The organism is Stutzerimonas kunmingensis (assembly GCF_032106285.1).
Lineage (GTDB): Bacteria > Pseudomonadota > Gammaproteobacteria > Pseudomonadales > Pseudomonadaceae > Stutzerimonas > Stutzerimonas kunmingensis_B.
Window position 1 is genome coordinate 15,437 of sequence record NZ_DAMCPO010000038.1, and the last position, 16,306, is coordinate 31,742.

Annotated in this window: 15 protein-coding genes; 10 read left to right on the plus strand and 5 right to left on the minus strand. The window is 59.6% G+C overall.

The annotated features are described in order from the left end of the window. The first annotated feature begins 108 nt into the window (after positions 1-108). Positions 109-1,296: a 2-methylaconitate cis-trans isomerase PrpF gene (prpF, locus tag RT582_RS20565; RefSeq protein WP_313479666.1), complete on the plus strand. Its 1,188-nt coding sequence runs from the start codon at positions 109-111 to the stop codon at positions 1,294-1,296. A gap of 92 nt (positions 1,297-1,388) precedes the next feature. On the opposite strand, the gene ppsR is transcribed toward prpF, so the two are convergent. Then, entirely contained in the window at positions 1,389-2,207 is an 819-nt protein-coding gene (gene ppsR, locus RT582_RS20570; RefSeq protein WP_014820314.1) for a posphoenolpyruvate synthetase regulatory kinase/phosphorylase PpsR, read from the minus strand. Positions 2,208-2,361: 154 nt separating this feature from the next. Between ppsR and ppsA the strand changes: the two genes are divergently transcribed. From ppsA to RT582_RS20605, 7 genes are all read left to right on the plus strand, one after another. Continuing rightward, a complete protein-coding gene (gene ppsA, locus RT582_RS20575; protein WP_014820313.1) occupies positions 2,362-4,731 on the plus strand; it encodes a phosphoenolpyruvate synthase in 2,370 nt (789 codons plus the stop codon). A gap of 166 nt (positions 4,732-4,897) precedes the next feature. Beyond that, a complete protein-coding gene (rraA, locus tag RT582_RS20580) occupies positions 4,898-5,386 on the plus strand; it encodes a ribonuclease E activity regulator RraA (protein WP_014820312.1) in 489 nt (162 codons plus the stop codon). An 82-nt stretch (positions 5,387-5,468) separates the two neighbouring features. Then, a complete protein-coding gene (locus RT582_RS20585) occupies positions 5,469-6,464 on the plus strand; it encodes a zinc transporter ZntB (protein WP_313479669.1) in 996 nt (331 codons plus the stop codon). A 56-nt stretch (positions 6,465-6,520) separates the two neighbouring features. After that, entirely contained in the window at positions 6,521-6,763 is a 243-nt protein-coding gene (locus RT582_RS20590) for a hypothetical protein (RefSeq protein WP_014820310.1), read from the plus strand. Positions 6,764-6,765: 2 nt separating this feature from the next. Continuing rightward, the gene (locus RT582_RS20595; RefSeq protein ID WP_014820309.1) at positions 6,766-7,590 is read left to right on the plus strand and encodes a mechanosensitive ion channel family protein; all 825 of its coding nucleotides are present in this window, start codon (positions 6,766-6,768) and stop codon (positions 7,588-7,590) included. Between the two features lie 83 nt (positions 7,591-7,673). Next, complete coding sequence (sigX, locus tag RT582_RS20600) at positions 7,674-8,264, plus strand: RNA polymerase sigma factor SigX (protein WP_014820308.1); 591 nt, start codon at positions 7,674-7,676, stop codon at positions 8,262-8,264. A 99-nt stretch (positions 8,265-8,363) separates the two neighbouring features. Continuing rightward, on the plus strand, positions 8,364-9,356 hold the full coding sequence (locus tag RT582_RS20605) for an OmpA family protein (RefSeq protein ID WP_014820307.1): 993 nt from the start codon (positions 8,364-8,366) through the stop codon (positions 9,354-9,356). Between the two features lie 271 nt (positions 9,357-9,627). Here RT582_RS20605 and acnB read toward each other — a convergent pair whose 3' ends face one another. After that, entirely contained in the window at positions 9,628-12,237 is a 2,610-nt protein-coding gene (acnB, locus tag RT582_RS20610) for a bifunctional aconitate hydratase 2/2-methylisocitrate dehydratase (RefSeq protein WP_313479673.1), read from the minus strand. 407 nt (positions 12,238-12,644) lie between these two features. Between acnB and RT582_RS20615 the strand changes: the two genes are divergently transcribed. Next, positions 12,645-13,121, plus strand: coding sequence for a DUF1289 domain-containing protein (locus RT582_RS20615; protein ID WP_031297307.1), 477 nt, complete (start codon positions 12,645-12,647; stop codon positions 13,119-13,121). 41 nt (positions 13,122-13,162) lie between these two features. Here the strand turns inward: RT582_RS20615 and RT582_RS20620 are convergent, their stop codons facing one another. Continuing rightward, positions 13,163-14,023: a universal stress protein gene (locus RT582_RS20620; RefSeq protein WP_041014010.1), complete on the minus strand. Its 861-nt coding sequence runs from the start codon at positions 14,021-14,023 to the stop codon at positions 13,163-13,165. A 178-nt stretch (positions 14,024-14,201) separates the two neighbouring features. Between RT582_RS20620 and miaE the strand changes: the two genes are divergently transcribed. Further along, a complete protein-coding gene (miaE, locus tag RT582_RS20625) occupies positions 14,202-14,807 on the plus strand; it encodes a tRNA-(ms[2]io[6]A)-hydroxylase (protein ID WP_044314721.1) in 606 nt (201 codons plus the stop codon). Here miaE and lpxH read toward each other — a convergent pair. Next, positions 14,804-15,526: a UDP-2,3-diacylglucosamine diphosphatase gene (lpxH, locus tag RT582_RS20630; RefSeq protein WP_125861961.1), complete on the minus strand. Its 723-nt coding sequence runs from the start codon at positions 15,524-15,526 to the stop codon at positions 14,804-14,806. The two genes, miaE and lpxH, sit on opposite strands and share 4 nt — an antisense overlap. Positions 15,527-15,532: 6 nt before the next feature. Next, entirely contained in the window at positions 15,533-16,027 is a 495-nt protein-coding gene (locus tag RT582_RS20635; protein WP_003300175.1) for a peptidylprolyl isomerase, read from the minus strand. Positions 16,028-16,306 lie beyond the last annotated feature (279 nt).

The following is a 16,306-nucleotide window of genomic DNA, read 5'->3' on the forward strand; positions in this document are numbered from 1 at the left end:
CCTCGTAGGGTGGATGGCGCTTTTCCATCCACCGCACCAGCCCGCGCGGTGGATCGGTCAAGCGTGATCCACCCTACAACCCAATCATCTTCCAGCCAGGACTCACTCATGGCTCATCAAACCCAGATCAGAATTCCCGCGACCTACATGCGTGGCGGCACCAGCAAGGGCGTGTTCTTCCGCTTGCAGGACCTGCCGGAAAGCTGCCAGGTGCCGGGCGCTGCGCGCGACAAGCTGTTCTTGCGCGTGATCGGTAGTCCCGACCCTTATTCGGCGCACATCGACGGCATGGGCGGCGCCACGTCCAGCACCAGCAAATGCGTCATCCTGTCCAAGAGCACTCGACCTGATCATGACGTCGAGTATCTCTATGGTCAGGTGTCGATCGACAAGCCCTTCGTCGACTGGAGCGGCAACTGCGGCAACCTTTCAACCGGCGCCGGCGCGTTCGCGCTGCATGCCGGCCTGGTGGATGCCGAGCGTATTCCGCAGAACGGCACCTGTGTGGTGCGGATCTGGCAGGCCAACATCGGCAAGACCATCATCGCCCACGTGCCGGTGGCCAACGGCCAGGTGCAGGAGACCGGCGATTTCGAGCTGGACGGCGTGACCTTTCCGGCTGCCGAGATCGTGCTGGAATTCCTCGATCCGTCCGACGACGGCGAGGAGGGCGGTTCGATGTTTCCCACCGGCAATCTGATCGATGAGCTGGAGGTCCCGGGCATCGGTACGCTCAAGGCGACCATGATCAGCGCCGGCATTCCCACTGTGTTCGTCAATGCCGAGGACATCGGCTACCAGGGCACAGAACTGCGTGAGGACATCAATGGCAATCCGGATGCTCTGGCTCGTCTGGAGTCGATTCGTGTGGCCGGTGCTCTGCGAATGGGCTTGATCAAGACCGCGGAGGAGGCGCTGACCCGTCAGCACACGCCGAAGGTTGCGTTCGTTTCCCAGCCGAAAAGCTATCGGGCGTCTTCCGGCAAGAACATCGAGGCAGGTGAGGTCGATCTGCTCGTTCGGGCGTTGTCCATGGGCAAGCTGCACCACGCCATGATGGGCACCTGTGCGGTGGCCATCGGTACGGCGGCGGCGGTGCCTGGCACGCTGGTGAATCTCGCGGCAGGTGGTGGCGAGCGTCAGGCCGTGCGCTTCGGGCATCCGTCCGGCACGCTGCGGGTCGGTGCCGAGGCGAAGCAGATCGACGGTCAGTGGACGGTTACCAAAGCGATCATGAGCCGCAGCGCGCGCGTACTGATGGAAGGCTGGGTACGTGTGCCAGGTGACACTTTCTGATGCGCTTCAACTGCCGGAAATCGAATTCTTCCGGCTGAAAAACGCAAAAAGTCCGCACCAAGCGGACTTTTTGTTGTCTAGCGAAGCGGCACTTATTTGAGCCGACGCTCGACGCCTTTCTCCACGAGGATCTTTGCAGAGATTTCCTCGACGGAGAAATGGGTCGAGTTGATGTAGTTGATGTTCTCGCGGCGGAACAGGCTTTCCACCTCGCGGACTTCGAATTCGCACTGAGCGAAGCTGGCATAACGACTGTTGGGTTTGCGTTCGTGGCGAATGGCGGCCAGGCGATCCGGGTCGATGGTCAAGCCGAACAGTTTGTCCTTGTACTCCTTGAGAGCGCTCGGCAACTGCAGACGCTCCATGTCGTCCTCGGTCAGGGGGTAGTTGGCAGCGCGGATGCCGTACTGCATCGCCATATACAGGCAGGTCGGTGTTTTGCCGCAGCGGGAAACGCCGACGAGGATGAGGTCCGCCTTGTCGTAGTAGCGAGTGCGGGCGCCGTCATCGTTATCGAGGGCGAAGTTAACCGCCTCGATACGCTCCATGTAATTGGCGTTGTGGCTGATGGAGTGGGATTTACCAACGGAGTAGGAGGAACGTGACATCAGCTCATGTTCCAACGGCGCAAGAAAGGAAGAGAAGATGTCGATCATGAAGCCATTGGATTCGGCCAGAATGTCACGGATTTCCTGGTTCACCAGTGTGTCGAAGATGATCGGCCGGCCACCGTCCTTTTCCGCGGCATTATTGATTTGCTGTACCATGGCCCGCGCTTTTTCGGCGGTGTCTATGTATGGGCGGGTCAGCTTCGTGAAGGTAATGTTCTCGAACTGTGCCAGAAGACTCTGGCCCAGGGTTTCCGCGGTGATGCCTGTGCCGTCAGAAATGAAGAAAGCAGTTCGTTTCATGTGCCTTGGGCCTTAAGTCGAGAACGGTTCCCAGCTATAGTAGGCCCTTCGCCGAGCCCGGTTGGCGGGCATTGTTACTTATTTTGCAGGGTCGGGCCACAGTCGTGCGGCCAGGCTCCGGTTGAGTTTCCAACACTAATGTGGAGAGATCACCTTGGTAGAGTACGTAGTTTCCCTCGATAAGCTCGGCAATCATGACGTTGAGCGTGTAGGGGGCAAGAACGCCTCCCTCGGCGAGATGATCAGCAACCTCGCAGGCGCGGGTGTTTCGGTGCCTGGCGGTTTCGCCACTACGGCCCAGGCCTATCGTGATTTCATGGAGCTCAGCGGTCTCAACGAGCAGATCCATGCGCTTCTCGATGCGCTGGACGTGGATGACGTCAATGCCCTCGCCAAAGCTGGCGCGCAGATTCGCGGCTGGGTGATGGAAGCTGAATTCCCGCCTCAACTGGATGCCGACATCCGCACCGCATTCGCGGAAATGTCCGGCGGCAATGACAACATGGCGGTCGCGGTACGCTCCTCGGCCACCGCCGAAGACCTGCCGGACGCCTCCTTCGCGGGCCAGCAGGAAACCTTCCTCAATATACGCGGCGTGGACAACGTGATCCGCGCAACCAAGGAAGTGTTCGCTTCCCTGTTCAACGACCGTGCGATTGCCTATCGCGTGCACCAGGGCTTTGACCACAAGCTGGTTGCCCTGTCCGCCGGCGTGCAGCGCATGGTGCGTTCGGAAACCGGCACTGCAGGTGTCATGTTCACTTTGGACACCGAATCCGGCTTCCGCGGTGTGGTGTTCATCACCGGCGCGTACGGCCTGGGTGAGACTGTCGTTCAGGGCGCGGTCAATCCGGACGAATTCTATGTCCACAAGCACACGCTGGAAGCCGGTCGCCCGGCAATCCTGCGCCGCAACCTGGGCAGCAAGGCAATCAAGATGGTGTACGGCGCCGAAGCCAGCGCCGGCAAGTCGGTCAAGACGGTCGACGTCGACCAGGCCGATCGCATGCGCTTCTGTCTGACCGACGAAGAAGTGACCAACCTCGCCAAGCAGGCCATGACCATCGAGAAGCACTACGGGCGTCCGATGGACATCGAGTGGGCCAAAGATGGCGACGACAACCAGTTGTATATCGTCCAGGCACGTCCGGAAACCGTTAAGAGCCGCAGCAGCGCCAATGTCATGGAGCGCTACCTGCTGAAGGAAAAAGGCACCGTGCTGGTCGAAGGTCGTGCCATCGGTCAGCGAATCGGCGCCGGCCCGGTCAAGGTCATCCACGACGTCAGCGAAATGGACAAGGTTCAGCCGGGCGACGTGCTGGTTTCCGACATGACCGACCCGGATTGGGAACCGGTGATGAAGCGCGCCAGCGCCATCGTCACCAACCGTGGCGGCCGCACCTGCCACGCGGCGATCATCGCCCGCGAGCTGGGGATTCCGGCGGTCGTGGGTTGCGGTAATGCCACCGAGTTGCTGAAGGACGGTCAGCGCGTGACCGTTTCCTGCGCCGAAGGCGACACCGGTCTGATCTTCGATGGCGAGCTGGGCTTCGACATTCGTCAGAACTCCATCGACGCCATGCCGGAACTGCCGTTCAAGATCATGATGAACGTCGGCAACCCTGACCGTGCCTTCGACTTCGCGCATCTGCCGAACGAGGGCGTCGGCCTGGCCCGCCTCGAGTTCATCATCAACCGCATGATCGGCGTGCACCCCAAGGCGCTGCTGAACTTCGACGGTCTGCCTGCAGATGTGAAGAGCAGCGTGGAGAAGCGCATCGCCGGCTACGACGATCCCGTCAACTTCTACGTCGAGAAGCTGGTCGAGGGCGTAAGCACCCTGGCCGCCGCGTTCTGGCCGAAAAAGGTCATCGTGCGCCTGTCGGACTTCAAGTCGAACGAGTACGCCAATCTCATCGGCGGCAAGCTGTACGAGCCGGAAGAAGAGAACCCGATGCTCGGCTTCCGCGGTGCGTCCCGCTATATCAGCGATTCGTTCCGTGACTGCTTCGAGCTCGAATGCCGCGCGATGAAGAAAGTCCGCGACGTGATGGGCCTGACCAATGTCGAGCTGATGGTGCCTTTCGTCCGCACTCTGGGCGAAGCGTCGCAGGTCATCGATCTGCTGGCGAAGTACGGCCTCAAGCGCGGCGAGAATGGCCTGCGCGTCATCATGATGTGCGAGCTGCCGTCCAATGCGCTGCTGGCAGATGAGTTCCTGGAGTTCTTCGATGGCTTCTCCATCGGCTCGAACGACATGACCCAGCTGACCCTCGGCCTGGACCGCGACTCCGGCATCATCGCCCACCTGTTCGATGAGCGTAATCCGGCGGTGAAAAAGCTGTTGGCCAACGCCATCCAGGCATGCAACAAGGCCGGCAAGTACATCGGTATCTGTGGTCAGGGTCCTTCGGATCACCCGGATCTGGCCAAGTGGCTGATGGAGCAGGGCATCGAGAGCGTCTCCCTGAATCCGGACTCGGTGCTCGATACCTGGTTCTTCCTGGCCGATCGCGAGATCTGACGGTTGAGTCGGTAACAAAAAACGGGGCGTCAGCCCCGTTTTCATTGGTGCTGATAATCGTCATTCCAGCGATTTCGTTCCGCCTAGAGCGTCCAGCGGCTAATATGCGCGCCTATATGGCTGTACGCTGGATGTCGCCGTAATTTCCAAGCAGAAGGAGTTTCCCATGCAATACGTCACGCCTGATCTGTGCGATGCCTATCCGGACCTGGTGCAGGTCGTCGAGCCGCTGTTCAGCAACTTCGGTGGTCGCGATTCCTTCGGTGGCGAGATCGTGACCATCAAGTGTTTCGAGGACAATTCGCTGGTCAAGGACCAGGTCGACGTCGACGGTACGGGCAAGGTGCTGGTGGTCGATGGCGGCGGCTCGCTGCGTCGTGCGCTGCTGGGTGACATGCTTGCCGAGAAAGCCGCACGCAATGGTTGGGAAGGTCTGGTTATCTACGGTTGCGTTCGTGACGTCGATGTTCTCGCGCAGACCGAGCTTGGCGTTCAGGCCCTGGCCAGTCATCCCATGAAGACCGACAAGCGCGGCATCGGTGATCTCAACGTTCCGGTGACGTTTTGCGGTGTGACGTTCCGTCCCGGTGAATACGTATACGCCGATAACAACGGCATCATCGTGTCGCCTGAGCCGCTTTCCATGCCGGAGTAAAGCCGGCTCTAACGGCTGTGCGTGCCATCACTCCTGAGCCCGGCGATGCCGGGCTTTTCATGACCAGCGACGGAACGGATAGATGCGGGAAACCGAAAGCGAACAGCGCGGGCTGATCCACGCCTTTGTTCTCGATGGCAGCGGTGGGGCTCGCCAGATTGGCTATAGCGATCTGCCTGAGCTGCAGCTTGCGGCCAATGAGAGCATCTGGCTGCACTGGGATCGTGGTCAGCCCCAGGCGCAGGATTGGCTGCGCAGGCAAAGCGGGCTCAGTGGGTTCGCTTGCGATGTGCTGCTTGAGGAGAACACGCGCCCGCGCGTCTTGGCGCTGCCGCAGGAAGGGCTCTTGCTGTTCTTGCGGGGGGTGAATCTGAACCCCGATGCCGAGCCGGAAGACATGGTTTCCGTGCGCGTATTCGCCGATCAAAAGCGGGTCATTTCGCTTCGACTTCGGCCGCTGCGCTCCACCGAAGTAGTGATTCGATTGCTGTCGGAAGGTAGGGGGCCGAAATCGACCTCTGAACTGCTGCTCTATCTGGCAGAGGCGATGACAGAGCGAGTCGATGATCTGGTCACTCAGCTGGCCGAGCGCATTGACACCGTGGAAGAGCGGCTCGAGGGAGATGAGCAATACACCCTGGAACATGCTTCGATGCTTTCCTTGCGCCGGCAGGCCGCGAGCCTGCGGCGCTTCCTGCTGCCGCAGCGCGAGCTCTACGGCCAGATGACGCGTAATGAACCTAGCTGGTTCGCCGAGGATGACACGGAATACTGGAACGAGCTGAGTAACCGGCTCATCCGTTATCTGGAAGAACTTGAGATGGTCCGCGAGCGCGTGAATCTGGTGTTGGAGTCGGAGCATCGCAGGCTGAGCGAGCGGATGAACCGCACCATGTACCTGCTGGCTATAATTACCGGCTTTTTTCTGCCGCTCAGCTTCCTGACTGGGCTGCTGGGGATCAATGTTGGTGGTATTCCCGGGGCCGAGTTTTCCTACGGGTTCGTCGTTGCCTGCCTGCTCATCGGCGGCGTTGCGCTGTTGCAATGGTGGATACTGCGCCGCCTGCGTTGGGTGTGAATGTGACTCCCACCTAACCGTAAGCCGTCTAGACCACATACTTTAGCGAGGTTTGCATGCGCGATCCCTTCGAAGAATCCCTGCGCGATCTGCTCAACAAGCCCTCGGTTCATGATGACGACGCTTGTCTGGGCCGTGTGTTGAAAACGGCCAACCGGCAGGTTGGTGCCGGTGACCTGTTTGCACTGATCGGTCACTGGCTGCAGGCCTTGATGATCGCAGTCAACAGCGGCTCAGGTCATGTCGCTCCGGTTTCTCGCCGAGAAACACCTAACTGTTCGTTCGATAAGGCTGATTGATCATGGAATTCGATCCCTGGACCCAGAGTCTGTTGTCGGCGATGAGCTCCCTTTGGGCTTCCGTCGCCGCGTTCATTCCCCGATTGTTCGGCGCATTGGTCGTCGTCCTGCTTGGTTTCGTCGTCGCAAAGCTCCTCGACACCCTGCTTTCCAAAGTGCTTGCCAAGGTGGGCCTGGACCGGCTGATGGCGGGTACCGGTCTGACCAAGCTGCTGGGGCGGGCGGGGATCCGCATTCCGGTTTCCGCGCTGATCGGCAAGGTCGTGTACTGGTTTGTGCTGCTCATTTTTCTGGTTTCAGCCGCTGAATCGCTGGGGCTTGAGCGAGTGTCGGCAACGCTGGATATGCTGGCCCTCTACGTACCTAAAGTCTTTGGCGCGGCACTGATTCTGCTAGCAGGCGTGCTCTTGGCGCAGTTGCTCAGCGGCCTGGTGCGTGGCGCTGCCGAGAGTGTCGGGCTGGACTATGCCAACGGCCTGGCGCGGATGGCGCAGGGGCTCGTGATCATCATCAGCATCTCCGTTGCGATCGGGCAGCTCGAGGTCAAGACCGAACTCCTCAACTATGTCATCGCCATCGTGCTGATCACCGTCGGCTTGGCAGTTGCGCTTGCGTTTGGACTCGGCAGTCGCGAGCTGGTATCGCAGATACTGGCTGGCATCTATGTGCGTGAGCTTTACGAGGTAGGGCAGCGCGTGTGCCTGGCGGATATCGAAGGACAGATCGAGGAAATCGGAACGGTCAAGACATTGCTACTGACCGACGACGGCGAACTGACCTCTGTCGCTAACAGAGTACTGCTCGAACAACGCGTCGGCAGCCGTTAGCCTTGCGATTCTGGTAAAGTACGTCGCCTTTTTTCCGGTTTCCTTAATGGTGGCCGTGCCTCCGACTGCCGGCTCGAAGCGTCTTGACTAAAACCCCATCGTCCATATCGCGCTACGACCCTCGCCAGCTCACCGACGAAGAGCTGGTGCAGCATGCTCATGTCGAACTATTTCATATAACGCGCGCATATGAAGAGCTTATGCGGCGATATCAGCGCACACTGTTCAATGTATGTGCGCGTTACTTGGGGAACGAGCGGGACGCCGACGATGTATGTCAGGAAGTTATGCTCAAGGTTTTATATGGGCTGAAAAACTTCGAGGGCAAATCGAAATTCAAGACGTGGCTATATAGCATCACTTATAACGAATGCATTACTCAATATCGTAAGGAGCGCCGCAAGCGGCGTTTGCTTGACGCACTCAGCCTCGACCCGCTTGAAGAGGCATCCGACGAGAAGGCGCCGAGAATCGAGGAGAAGACTGGGCTCGACCGGTGGCTCGTGCATGTGAATCCGATCGATCGAGAGATACTGGTGTTGCGTTTTGTTGCTGAACTTGAGTTTCAAGAAATCGCGGACATCATGCATATGGGTTTGAGTGCAACGAAGATGCGATACAAGCGTGCGCTCGATAAGCTGCGGGAAAAATTTTCCGATACTACTGAAACTTAATCCTGGAAACTTGTCTTATACCTTGCGAACAGCTTGGGCATACAGACAGCCGGTTTCCTTAGATTGTTCTGATTCTAACCACCAGATGGGGATTTACGGATGAAACTTAAAAACACCTTAGGCGTCGTTATCGGTTCGATGGTTGCCGCCACTTCTCTCAGCGCGCTGGCCCAAGGACAGGGCGCCGTAGAGGTGGAAGCGTTCGGTAAGCACTATTTCACCGATAGCTCGCGTGACGTGCAGCGTGACGGCGAGCTTTATGGCGCTGGCGCCAGCTACTTCCTTACCGACGATGTTTCCCTGGGCCTGTCCTACGGCGAATACCATGACCTGACCTCCAAGGATCCGGTCGGCGCCGATGGCAGCCACAAGAACATCAAGGGTAGCCTTACTTCGCTGGATGCTGCCTACCACTTCGGCGCGCCAGGCGTAGGCCTGCGTCCGTACGTCTCCGCTGGTGTGGCTCATCAGAGCATCGGCCAGGCGACTCGTGGCGGTCGTGACAGCAGCACCTTCGCTAATGTTGGTACCGGTCTCAAGTACTACTTCACCGAGAACTTCTTTGCCAAGGCCAGCGTCGACGGCATGTACAACATCGATGCAGACGAGGCTGAGTGGATGGCTGGTGTTGGTGTCGGTCTGAACTTCGGTGGTGGTGCTCGCGAGGTTGCAGCAGTCGAGCCGACTCCAGAGCCGGCTCCGGCTCCGATTGTCGACAACGAACCAGAGCCTGCTCCTGAGCTGGTCCGTGTCGAACTGGACGTCAAGTTCGATTTCGACAAGTCGCGCGTTCGTGAAGAAAGCTACAGCGACATCAAGAACCTCGCTGACTTCATGCAGCAGTACCCGCAGACCAACACCACTGTTGAAGGTCACACTGACTCCGTTGGTACTGACCAGTACAACCAGCGTCTGTCCGAGCGTCGTGCCGAAGCAGTGCGCAACGTTCTGGTCAACGAATACGGTGTTGAGGGTGGCCGCGTGAACTCCGCAGGTTACGGTGAGTCCCGTCCGGTTGCCGACAACGCCACTGAGGAAGGTCGTCAGATCAACCGTCGCGTTGAAGCAGAAGTGGAAGCTCAGGTTCAGTAATCTGAGTTAGCTACGCCTAGAAGAGCCCGGCTAGTCCGGGCTTTTCTTTGTCTGTGGGAAAAGACTATCTCTAGTGGCAATCCCTTTTTCCCGATGGCGTTTTTTCTGCGGCTGTGCTGCGCGGTGATGGCAGGTGTGGCCGGTGCGCATTGCTGTAGCAGCGTGCGTGTGCAGGCGTTGGTCGCCGCTCTGATTGGCGAAGGGGGCAGCGGCGATGGAGGCAATAAAAAACCCCGCCGAGGCGGGGTTTTTTTATTGCCTTACGGCGTCATCAGACTTCGACGACCTTGATCTTGGCCTTCTCCGCAGCGTCACGGAATTCGGCGATCTGGTCGAAAGACAGGTAGCGATAGATATCGGCAGCCATGCTGTCGATGTTCTTCGCGTATTCCATGTACTCCTCGACGGTCGGCAGCTTGCCGGTGATGGACGCTACTGCCGCCAGCTCTGCCGAAGCCAGGTAGACGTTAGTGGCGTCACCCAGACGATTCGGGAAGTTACGAGTGGAGGTAGAGACCACAGTGGAACCGGTTTGCACGCGAGCCTGGTTACCCATGCACAGCGAGCAGCCCGGCATTTCCATGCGCGCGCCAGCCTTGCCGTAGATGCCGTAATAGCCTTCCTCGGTCAGCTGATGAGCGTCCATCTTGGTCGGCGGAGCCAGCCACAGACGGGTCGGAATGCCACCCTTGACCTTGTCGAGCAGCTTGCCGGCAGCGCGGAAGTGGCCGATGTTGGTCATGCAGGAGCCGATGAAGACTTCGTCGATCTTCTCGCCAGCAACGGTGGACAGCAGGCGGGCATCGTCCGGGTCGTTCGGCGCGCAGAGCACGGGCTCTTTCACTTCGGCCAGGTCGATTTCGATCACCGCAGCGTATTCGGCGTCCTTATCTGCTTCCAGCAGCTTCGGATCGGCGACCCACGCTTCCATCGCTTGAGCGCGGCGCTCCAGGGTGCGGGCATCACCGTAACCTTCGCTGATCATCCAGCGCAGCATGGTGATGTTGGACTTCAGGTACTCGGCGATCGAGTCTTCCGGCAGCTTGATGGTGCAGCCGGCAGCCGAACGCTCGGCGGAGGCGTCGGACAGCTCGAATGCCTGCTCCACGGTCAGTTGGTTGAGACCTTCGATCTCGAGAATGCGACCGGAGAAGATGTTCTTCTTGCCCTTCTTCTCGACAGTCAGCAGACCCTGCTGGATGGCGTAGTAGGGGATGGCATGAACCAGGTCACGCAGGGTGATGCCGGGCTGCATCTGGCCCTTGAAACGCACCAGTACGGATTCCGGCATGTCCAGCGGCATAACGCCAGTGGCGGCGGCGAAGGCGACCAGGCCGGAGCCGGCCGGGAAGGAGATGCCGATCGGGAAGCGGGTGTGCGAGTCACCACCGGTACCAACGGTATCCGGCAGCAGCATGCGGTTCAGCCAGCTGTGGATGATGCCGTCGCCCGGACGCAGGGACACGCCGCTGCGGTTCATGATGAAGTCCGGCAGGGTGTGGTGGGTGTTGACGTCGATCGGCTTTGGATAGGCAGCGGTGTGGCAGAACGACTGCATGACCAGATCGGCGGAGAAGCCCAGGCAAGCCAGGTCTTTCAGCTCGTCGCGAGTCATCGGGCCAGTGGTGTCCTGCGAGCCGACGGTGGTCATCTTCGGTTCGCAGTAGGTGCCCGGACGAACGCCCTTGCCTTCCGGCAAGCCGCAGGCGCGACCGACCATCTTCTGCGCGAGGGTGAAACCTTTGCCACTGTCAGTCGGCGCTTCCGGCTTCTTGAACAGGGTGGACGGTGCCAGACCCAGCTCGGCGCGGGCCTTCTCGGTCAGGCCGCGGCCGATGATCAGCGGAATACGACCGCCAGCACGGACTTCGTCCAGCAGGACGTCGGTCTTCAGTTCGAAAGTGGTGACGACTTCATCGGTGCCGTGCTTGCAAACCTTGCCAGCGTATGGATAGACGTCGATCACGTCGCCCATGGCCAGGTTGCTGCAGTCGAATTCGATCGGCAGGGCACCGGCATCTTCCATGGTGTTGTAGAAGATCGGGGCGATCTTTGTGCCGAAGCAGAAGCCACCGGCGCGCTTGTTCGGCACGTTCGGGATGTCGTCACCGAAGAACCACAGCACGGAGTTGGTGGCCGACTTGCGCGAGGAGCCGGTACCGACCACGTCGCCGACATAAGCAACTGGGAAGCCCTTAGCTTTCAGTTCTTCCATCTGCTTGATTGGGCCGACCGAGCCCGGTACGTCCGGGTTGATGCCGTCACGGGCCATTTTCAGCATGGCCAGCGCGTGCAGCGGGATGTCAGGGCGCGACCAGGCGTCTGGAGCAGGCGACAGATCGTCGGTGTTGGTTTCGCCAGTGACCTTGAATACGGACAGGGAAACTTTTTCGGCAACTGCCGGGCGGTTGGTGAACCACTCGCCTTCGGCCCAGGACTGCATCACAGCCTTGGCATGCTCGTTACCGGCCTTGGCTTTTTCGGCCACGTCGTGGAAAGCGTCGAACATCAGCAGGGTGTGCTTCAGTTGCTCGGCGGCAACAGCGGCCAGTTCGGCGTTATCCAGCAGCTCGACCAGAGTGGCGATGTTGTAGCCGCCCTGCATGGTGCCCAGCAGTTCGACAGCGCGCTGCTTGCTCAGCAATGGCGAGGAGGTTTCACCTTTGGCCAGGGCGGACAGGAAGCCGGCCTTGACGTAGGCGGCTTCGTCGACGCCAGCGGGGACGCGGTTGGTGATTAGGTCAACGAGGAATTCTTCTTCGCCGGCTGGCGGATTCTTCAGCAGCTCAACCAGGCCTGCGGTTTGCTCGGCGTTCAGCGGCTGGGGCACGACGCCCTGGGCGGCACGCTCTTCTACGTGTTTGCGATAGGCTTCAAGCACAGTTTTTACCCTCATCATTGGTCCCTTGGGTGTTTCGGGACGCGCATCCGGAAGCTGTTTTCAAAGTTTTACGCCGGGCGGGCGAGGCCGGATGGGCAGGGTAAAGATAAATCTGCGCATCCGGCACGCAGCCGGTTCAACTGTGCTCGTGACGCTTTGAAAACAGCTTCGTATGGAATGTGGCGCCAAAAACGGCGGGCCGATACTACTGGAAATGGCCCAAAAAGTTAAGTCGAGCGCCAGCGACGGCCGCCGCCAAGGCGTCGTGAGCTTGCGTGAAAAGATTTCGCTCGGGCCCGCGGGGCCTGGGCTTGTGGCGGCGCCAGAGGGGGCCACGCTTTAAACAAGGATGACCCTGGTAGGACAAAAGTCTAAGATGCTCGGCCCGCCATCAACCTGCTTCGGTCATGTCCTCACAGCGCATCAAAACCCCTTGCATTGGTCTGTGCTCGACGGTGTACGGCGATATCGTCTGCCGTGGGTGCAAGCGATTCCATCATGAGGTGGTTAACTGGAACGCCTATGGCGAAGAGGAAAAGCGGGCGGTATGGCGGCGTCTGGAAATCCTCCTGGCGCAGGTCATGACGGCCAAACTCGAAGTGTTCGATGCTCAGCTGTTGCGCCAGCAGCTGGAGGCTCGGCAGATCCGCTTTGTAGTGGAGCAGTCTCCCTACTGCTGGGCCTATCAGTTGATCGCGCGCGGTGCGCGGCTGATTCAGCAGCTCGAAGCCTATGGCGTTGCTTTGCTACCCGAATTCCGTGATCGACCGCTGCCTGAACTGCGCGACGCGATCGATCAGGAGTTCTTCCTGCTTTCCGAGGCTCATTACGAGCGCTACATCGCGCCACGCTTTCTAGCGGAAGGTATCGACTTCAGGGTCTGATGAAGCCCACGGGGCAGCGCTTTCGTTCGGAGCGGTCTGACTCAGTGGCGAACCAGGTCTTCGAGGTGATCGATGATGTCGTTGGGCTTGAGTACCAGGACATCGCTTTCCAGCGTGTCGAGCACCACCTCGGCAGTGTTACCCATCAGCGCGCCAGAGAATCCGGTCCTCGCCACCGTGCCGATCACTGTGACGACGGCCTTGAGCTGGTGGCAAACGCGCGGAATCAGCGCATCGGCAGGGCCTTCCTCGACATGTAGCTGAGCGTCAGGAATCTGAAACTCTTCCTGGAACTGCTTGCAGGCATCTCTATACCGAGCTTCGATGGTTTCCTTGAGTTGGAACGCCGGGTCGGCGGCGGAAAGCATCGCTGAAGGATGCGCACTGATGACGTGCAGCTTGCCGTCGGCGAGGCTGGCGATCTCGTAGCCGTGATTGATGATGGTCGCGTGCAGCGTGCGGTGTTCCAGATCGGCGTTGCCGACGTCCACCGCGGCGAGAATGTTTCCACCTGTCCATGGCTTGTCAGTTTTCACCATCAGCACCGGGCTGGGGCAATAACGCAGCAGCTTCCAGTCCTCGGGAGTGAGCAGGGCGCGCTTGAGGGGGTTGTCCGGCACGTGCTGCTTGACCACCAACCCGCAACCTTCGGCCTGCTGCACGTTGATGATGGTCTGATGGATGCTCTCGTGCCACGCCTGCTGGGTGGACACCTGATGGCCCTCGCTAGCCAGCTGTTCGCTCAGTGCGGTCAGGTGGGCACCGTGGTCGTGCTTGGTATCGCACACCAGCAGGTGCAGGCGGGACTGGCTGACACTTGCGATCAGTCGCGCACGTTTGAGTGCCAGCTCTTGCGGCTGGTTCGGGTCAATTACCACGAGGATGCAGCGAATGGCTTGCATGATCGGCTCCATTTCCAGATTCAGGTTGGTCAACTATAGACAAGCCTGCGATGCCGGCCGTGATGTATATCAAGCAAGGCTGGCTGCTCCGCGCGGCATTCGCAATAATGCCCGTCCGGTGTCCGGCGGTGCCATTTAACTGTCGGCTTATTAAGTTCCTGAATATGCAAGGCTAGACATGCTTCCTGATCTCAACGAATTCCTCGGTTGTGCCACACCCGCCGCATGGGTGGATGCAGCGTTGCAGAATCAGGATGTGATGCTCATTGATCATGGAAACTGCGAGAAGAAGGCGGCAGGTGCGGCGTTCCAGTTGATGTTCCGCTACGTTGACAAACCGGACCTGCAGAACAAGATGTCGCGCCTCGCCCGTGAGGAGCTGCGTCATTTCGAGCAGGTACTGGCAATCGTTCGCCGACGAGAGATCCAGCTGCGGAACGTTGGGTCGTCACGCTATGCAGCCGGCCTGCGCGAACTCGTACGCAATCATGAGCCGTACCGGCTGACTGATACGCTGGTGATCGGTGCCTTTATCGAGGCACGCTCCTGTGAGCGTTTCGCCATGTTGGTGCCGCATCTGGATGAGGAGCTGGGCAAGTTCTATCACGGGCTGCTCAAGTCGGAAGCGCGGCACTTTCAGGACTATCTCAAGCTGGCGTACCAATATGGCGATGCGGCCGATGTCGATACGGCGATCATTCGGGTACGTGAACGCGAGCGCGAACTCATCGAAAGCCCGGACGCCGAGTTTCGCTTTCACAGCGGCGTGCCGCTGGCGGCTTAGTTCAGATCGAACGGGGCTTGCTGAAAGCCGCTCTCGTCGGCCTGTAGCGCCCAGCCTTGCTGGTCCCAGTCGCCGAGCACGATGCGCCGTGCCGGGCGGCCGTCGACTTCCAGTTCGTGTGTCGCGGGGCGATGGGTGTGGCCATGGATCAGGGTCCGCACGCCATGCTCGGCGAGTACTCGAGGGATCAGCTCCGGGGTGACATCGATTATGTCCGAAGCCTTCATGCGCGTCTGGGTGCGACTTTCATTGCGCAGCTTGCGCGCGAGTTTTCGGCGAGTGGACAGCGGCAGATTACGCAGGATGAACAGGCTGAGCGGATTGCGCAGCAAACGCCGTAGCCGCATGTAGCCTTCGTCGCGGGTGCACAGGCTGTCGCCATGCATCAGAAGGACGCGCTCACCGCCGAGCTCGACCACACTCGGGTCGCCCAGCAGCGTACAGCCAGCCGCGCGGCAGAAGCCCTTGCCCAGCATGAAGTCACGGTTGCCGTGCATCAGGTAAATGCGCGTACCGCGTTCGCTCAGGGCGCGTAACGCGTCGGCGATCGATTGCTGGAAGGGTGTCATGGCATCGTCGCCGATCCAGACCTCAAAAAAGTCGCCGAGTATGTACAGCGCTTCGGCCTGGCGCGCGCGAGTGGCGAGAAAATGCAGAAACGCCCGGGTAATGTCCGGGCGTTCCTCTTCCAGGTGCAGATCGGAGATCAGCAGGATCACTCGCGACTACTCGACGATTTCCGCTTTCTCGATCACCACGTCTTCCACTGGAACGTCCTGGTGACCGGATTTCATGGTGGTCGCCACGGCCTTGATCTTCTCGACCACGTCCATGCCTTCGGTCACCTCGCCGAACACGGCGTAACCCCAGCCCTGAACGGTTGGCGCGCTGTGGTCGAGGAAGTCGTTGTCCTTCACGTTGATGAAGAACTGCGCGGAGGCAGAGTGCGGCTCCATGGTGCGGGCCATGGCCAGGGTGCCGGTCTTGTTCGACAGGCCATTGTTGGCCTCGTTCTTGATAGGGGCGCGAGTCGGCTTCTGCTTCATGCCAGACTCGAAACCGCCGCCCTGGATCATGAAGTTGCTGATCACGCGGTGGAAGATGGTGCCGTCGTAGTGACCGCTCTTCACGTATTCCTTGAAGTTGGCAGTGGTTTCCGGTGCCTTGTCTTCGAACAGGTTGACGGTGATGACGCCGTAGTTGGTGTGCAGTTTGATCATCGGGGAGAGGTTCCGTTTTCGTGGGGCTGGCCAAGTGCGGGACAGGCCGCTGCAAGGGTCGTCGTACCGAATGCCGTCAGGCGCTGATGGCAGTGCCGCCTTGGGCGCATTGCTCTGTCAGGGGGTTGACGGGTCCGCTATGATAAGCGCTTTGGTGCGACACGTGTGCACGTGTCGCGCTTGGTTTGGTTAACTGCACCATGGCTCCAAACCCTTTGTTTCAAGGGGTTAATGCTTAAAACAGCAGCTAATGTACCCGGCTCAGCCTGGTAATCCTAC

What these genes read in the sequence shown, in the direction of transcription:
- miaE (WP_044314721.1), top strand. Translation starts at nt 14,202, where the DNA reads ATGCTTCCTGATCTCAACGAATTCCTCGGTTGTGCCACACCCGCCGCA.
- RT582_RS20595 (WP_014820309.1), top strand. Translation starts at nt 6,766, where the DNA reads ATGGAATTCGATCCCTGGACCCAGAGTCTGTTGTCGGCGATGAGCTCC.
- RT582_RS20590 (WP_014820310.1), top strand. Translation starts at nt 6,521, where the DNA reads ATGCGCGATCCCTTCGAAGAATCCCTGCGCGATCTGCTCAACAAGCCC.
- RT582_RS20615 (WP_031297307.1), top strand. Translation starts at nt 12,645, where the DNA reads ATGTCCTCACAGCGCATCAAAACCCCTTGCATTGGTCTGTGCTCGACG.
- RT582_RS20635 (WP_003300175.1), bottom strand. Translation starts at nt 16,027, where the DNA reads ATGATCAAACTGCACACCAACTACGGCGTCATCACCGTCAACCTGTTC.
- RT582_RS20620 (WP_041014010.1), bottom strand. Translation starts at nt 14,023, where the DNA reads ATGCAAGCCATTCGCTGCATCCTCGTGGTAATTGACCCGAACCAGCCG.
- RT582_RS20605 (WP_014820307.1), top strand. Translation starts at nt 8,364, where the DNA reads ATGAAACTTAAAAACACCTTAGGCGTCGTTATCGGTTCGATGGTTGCC.
- ppsR (WP_014820314.1), bottom strand. Translation starts at nt 2,207, where the DNA reads ATGAAACGAACTGCTTTCTTCATTTCTGACGGCACAGGCATCACCGCG.
- RT582_RS20585 (WP_313479669.1), top strand. Translation starts at nt 5,469, where the DNA reads ATGCGGGAAACCGAAAGCGAACAGCGCGGGCTGATCCACGCCTTTGTT.
- rraA (WP_014820312.1), top strand. Translation starts at nt 4,898, where the DNA reads ATGCAATACGTCACGCCTGATCTGTGCGATGCCTATCCGGACCTGGTG.
- prpF (WP_313479666.1), top strand. Translation starts at nt 109, where the DNA reads ATGGCTCATCAAACCCAGATCAGAATTCCCGCGACCTACATGCGTGGC.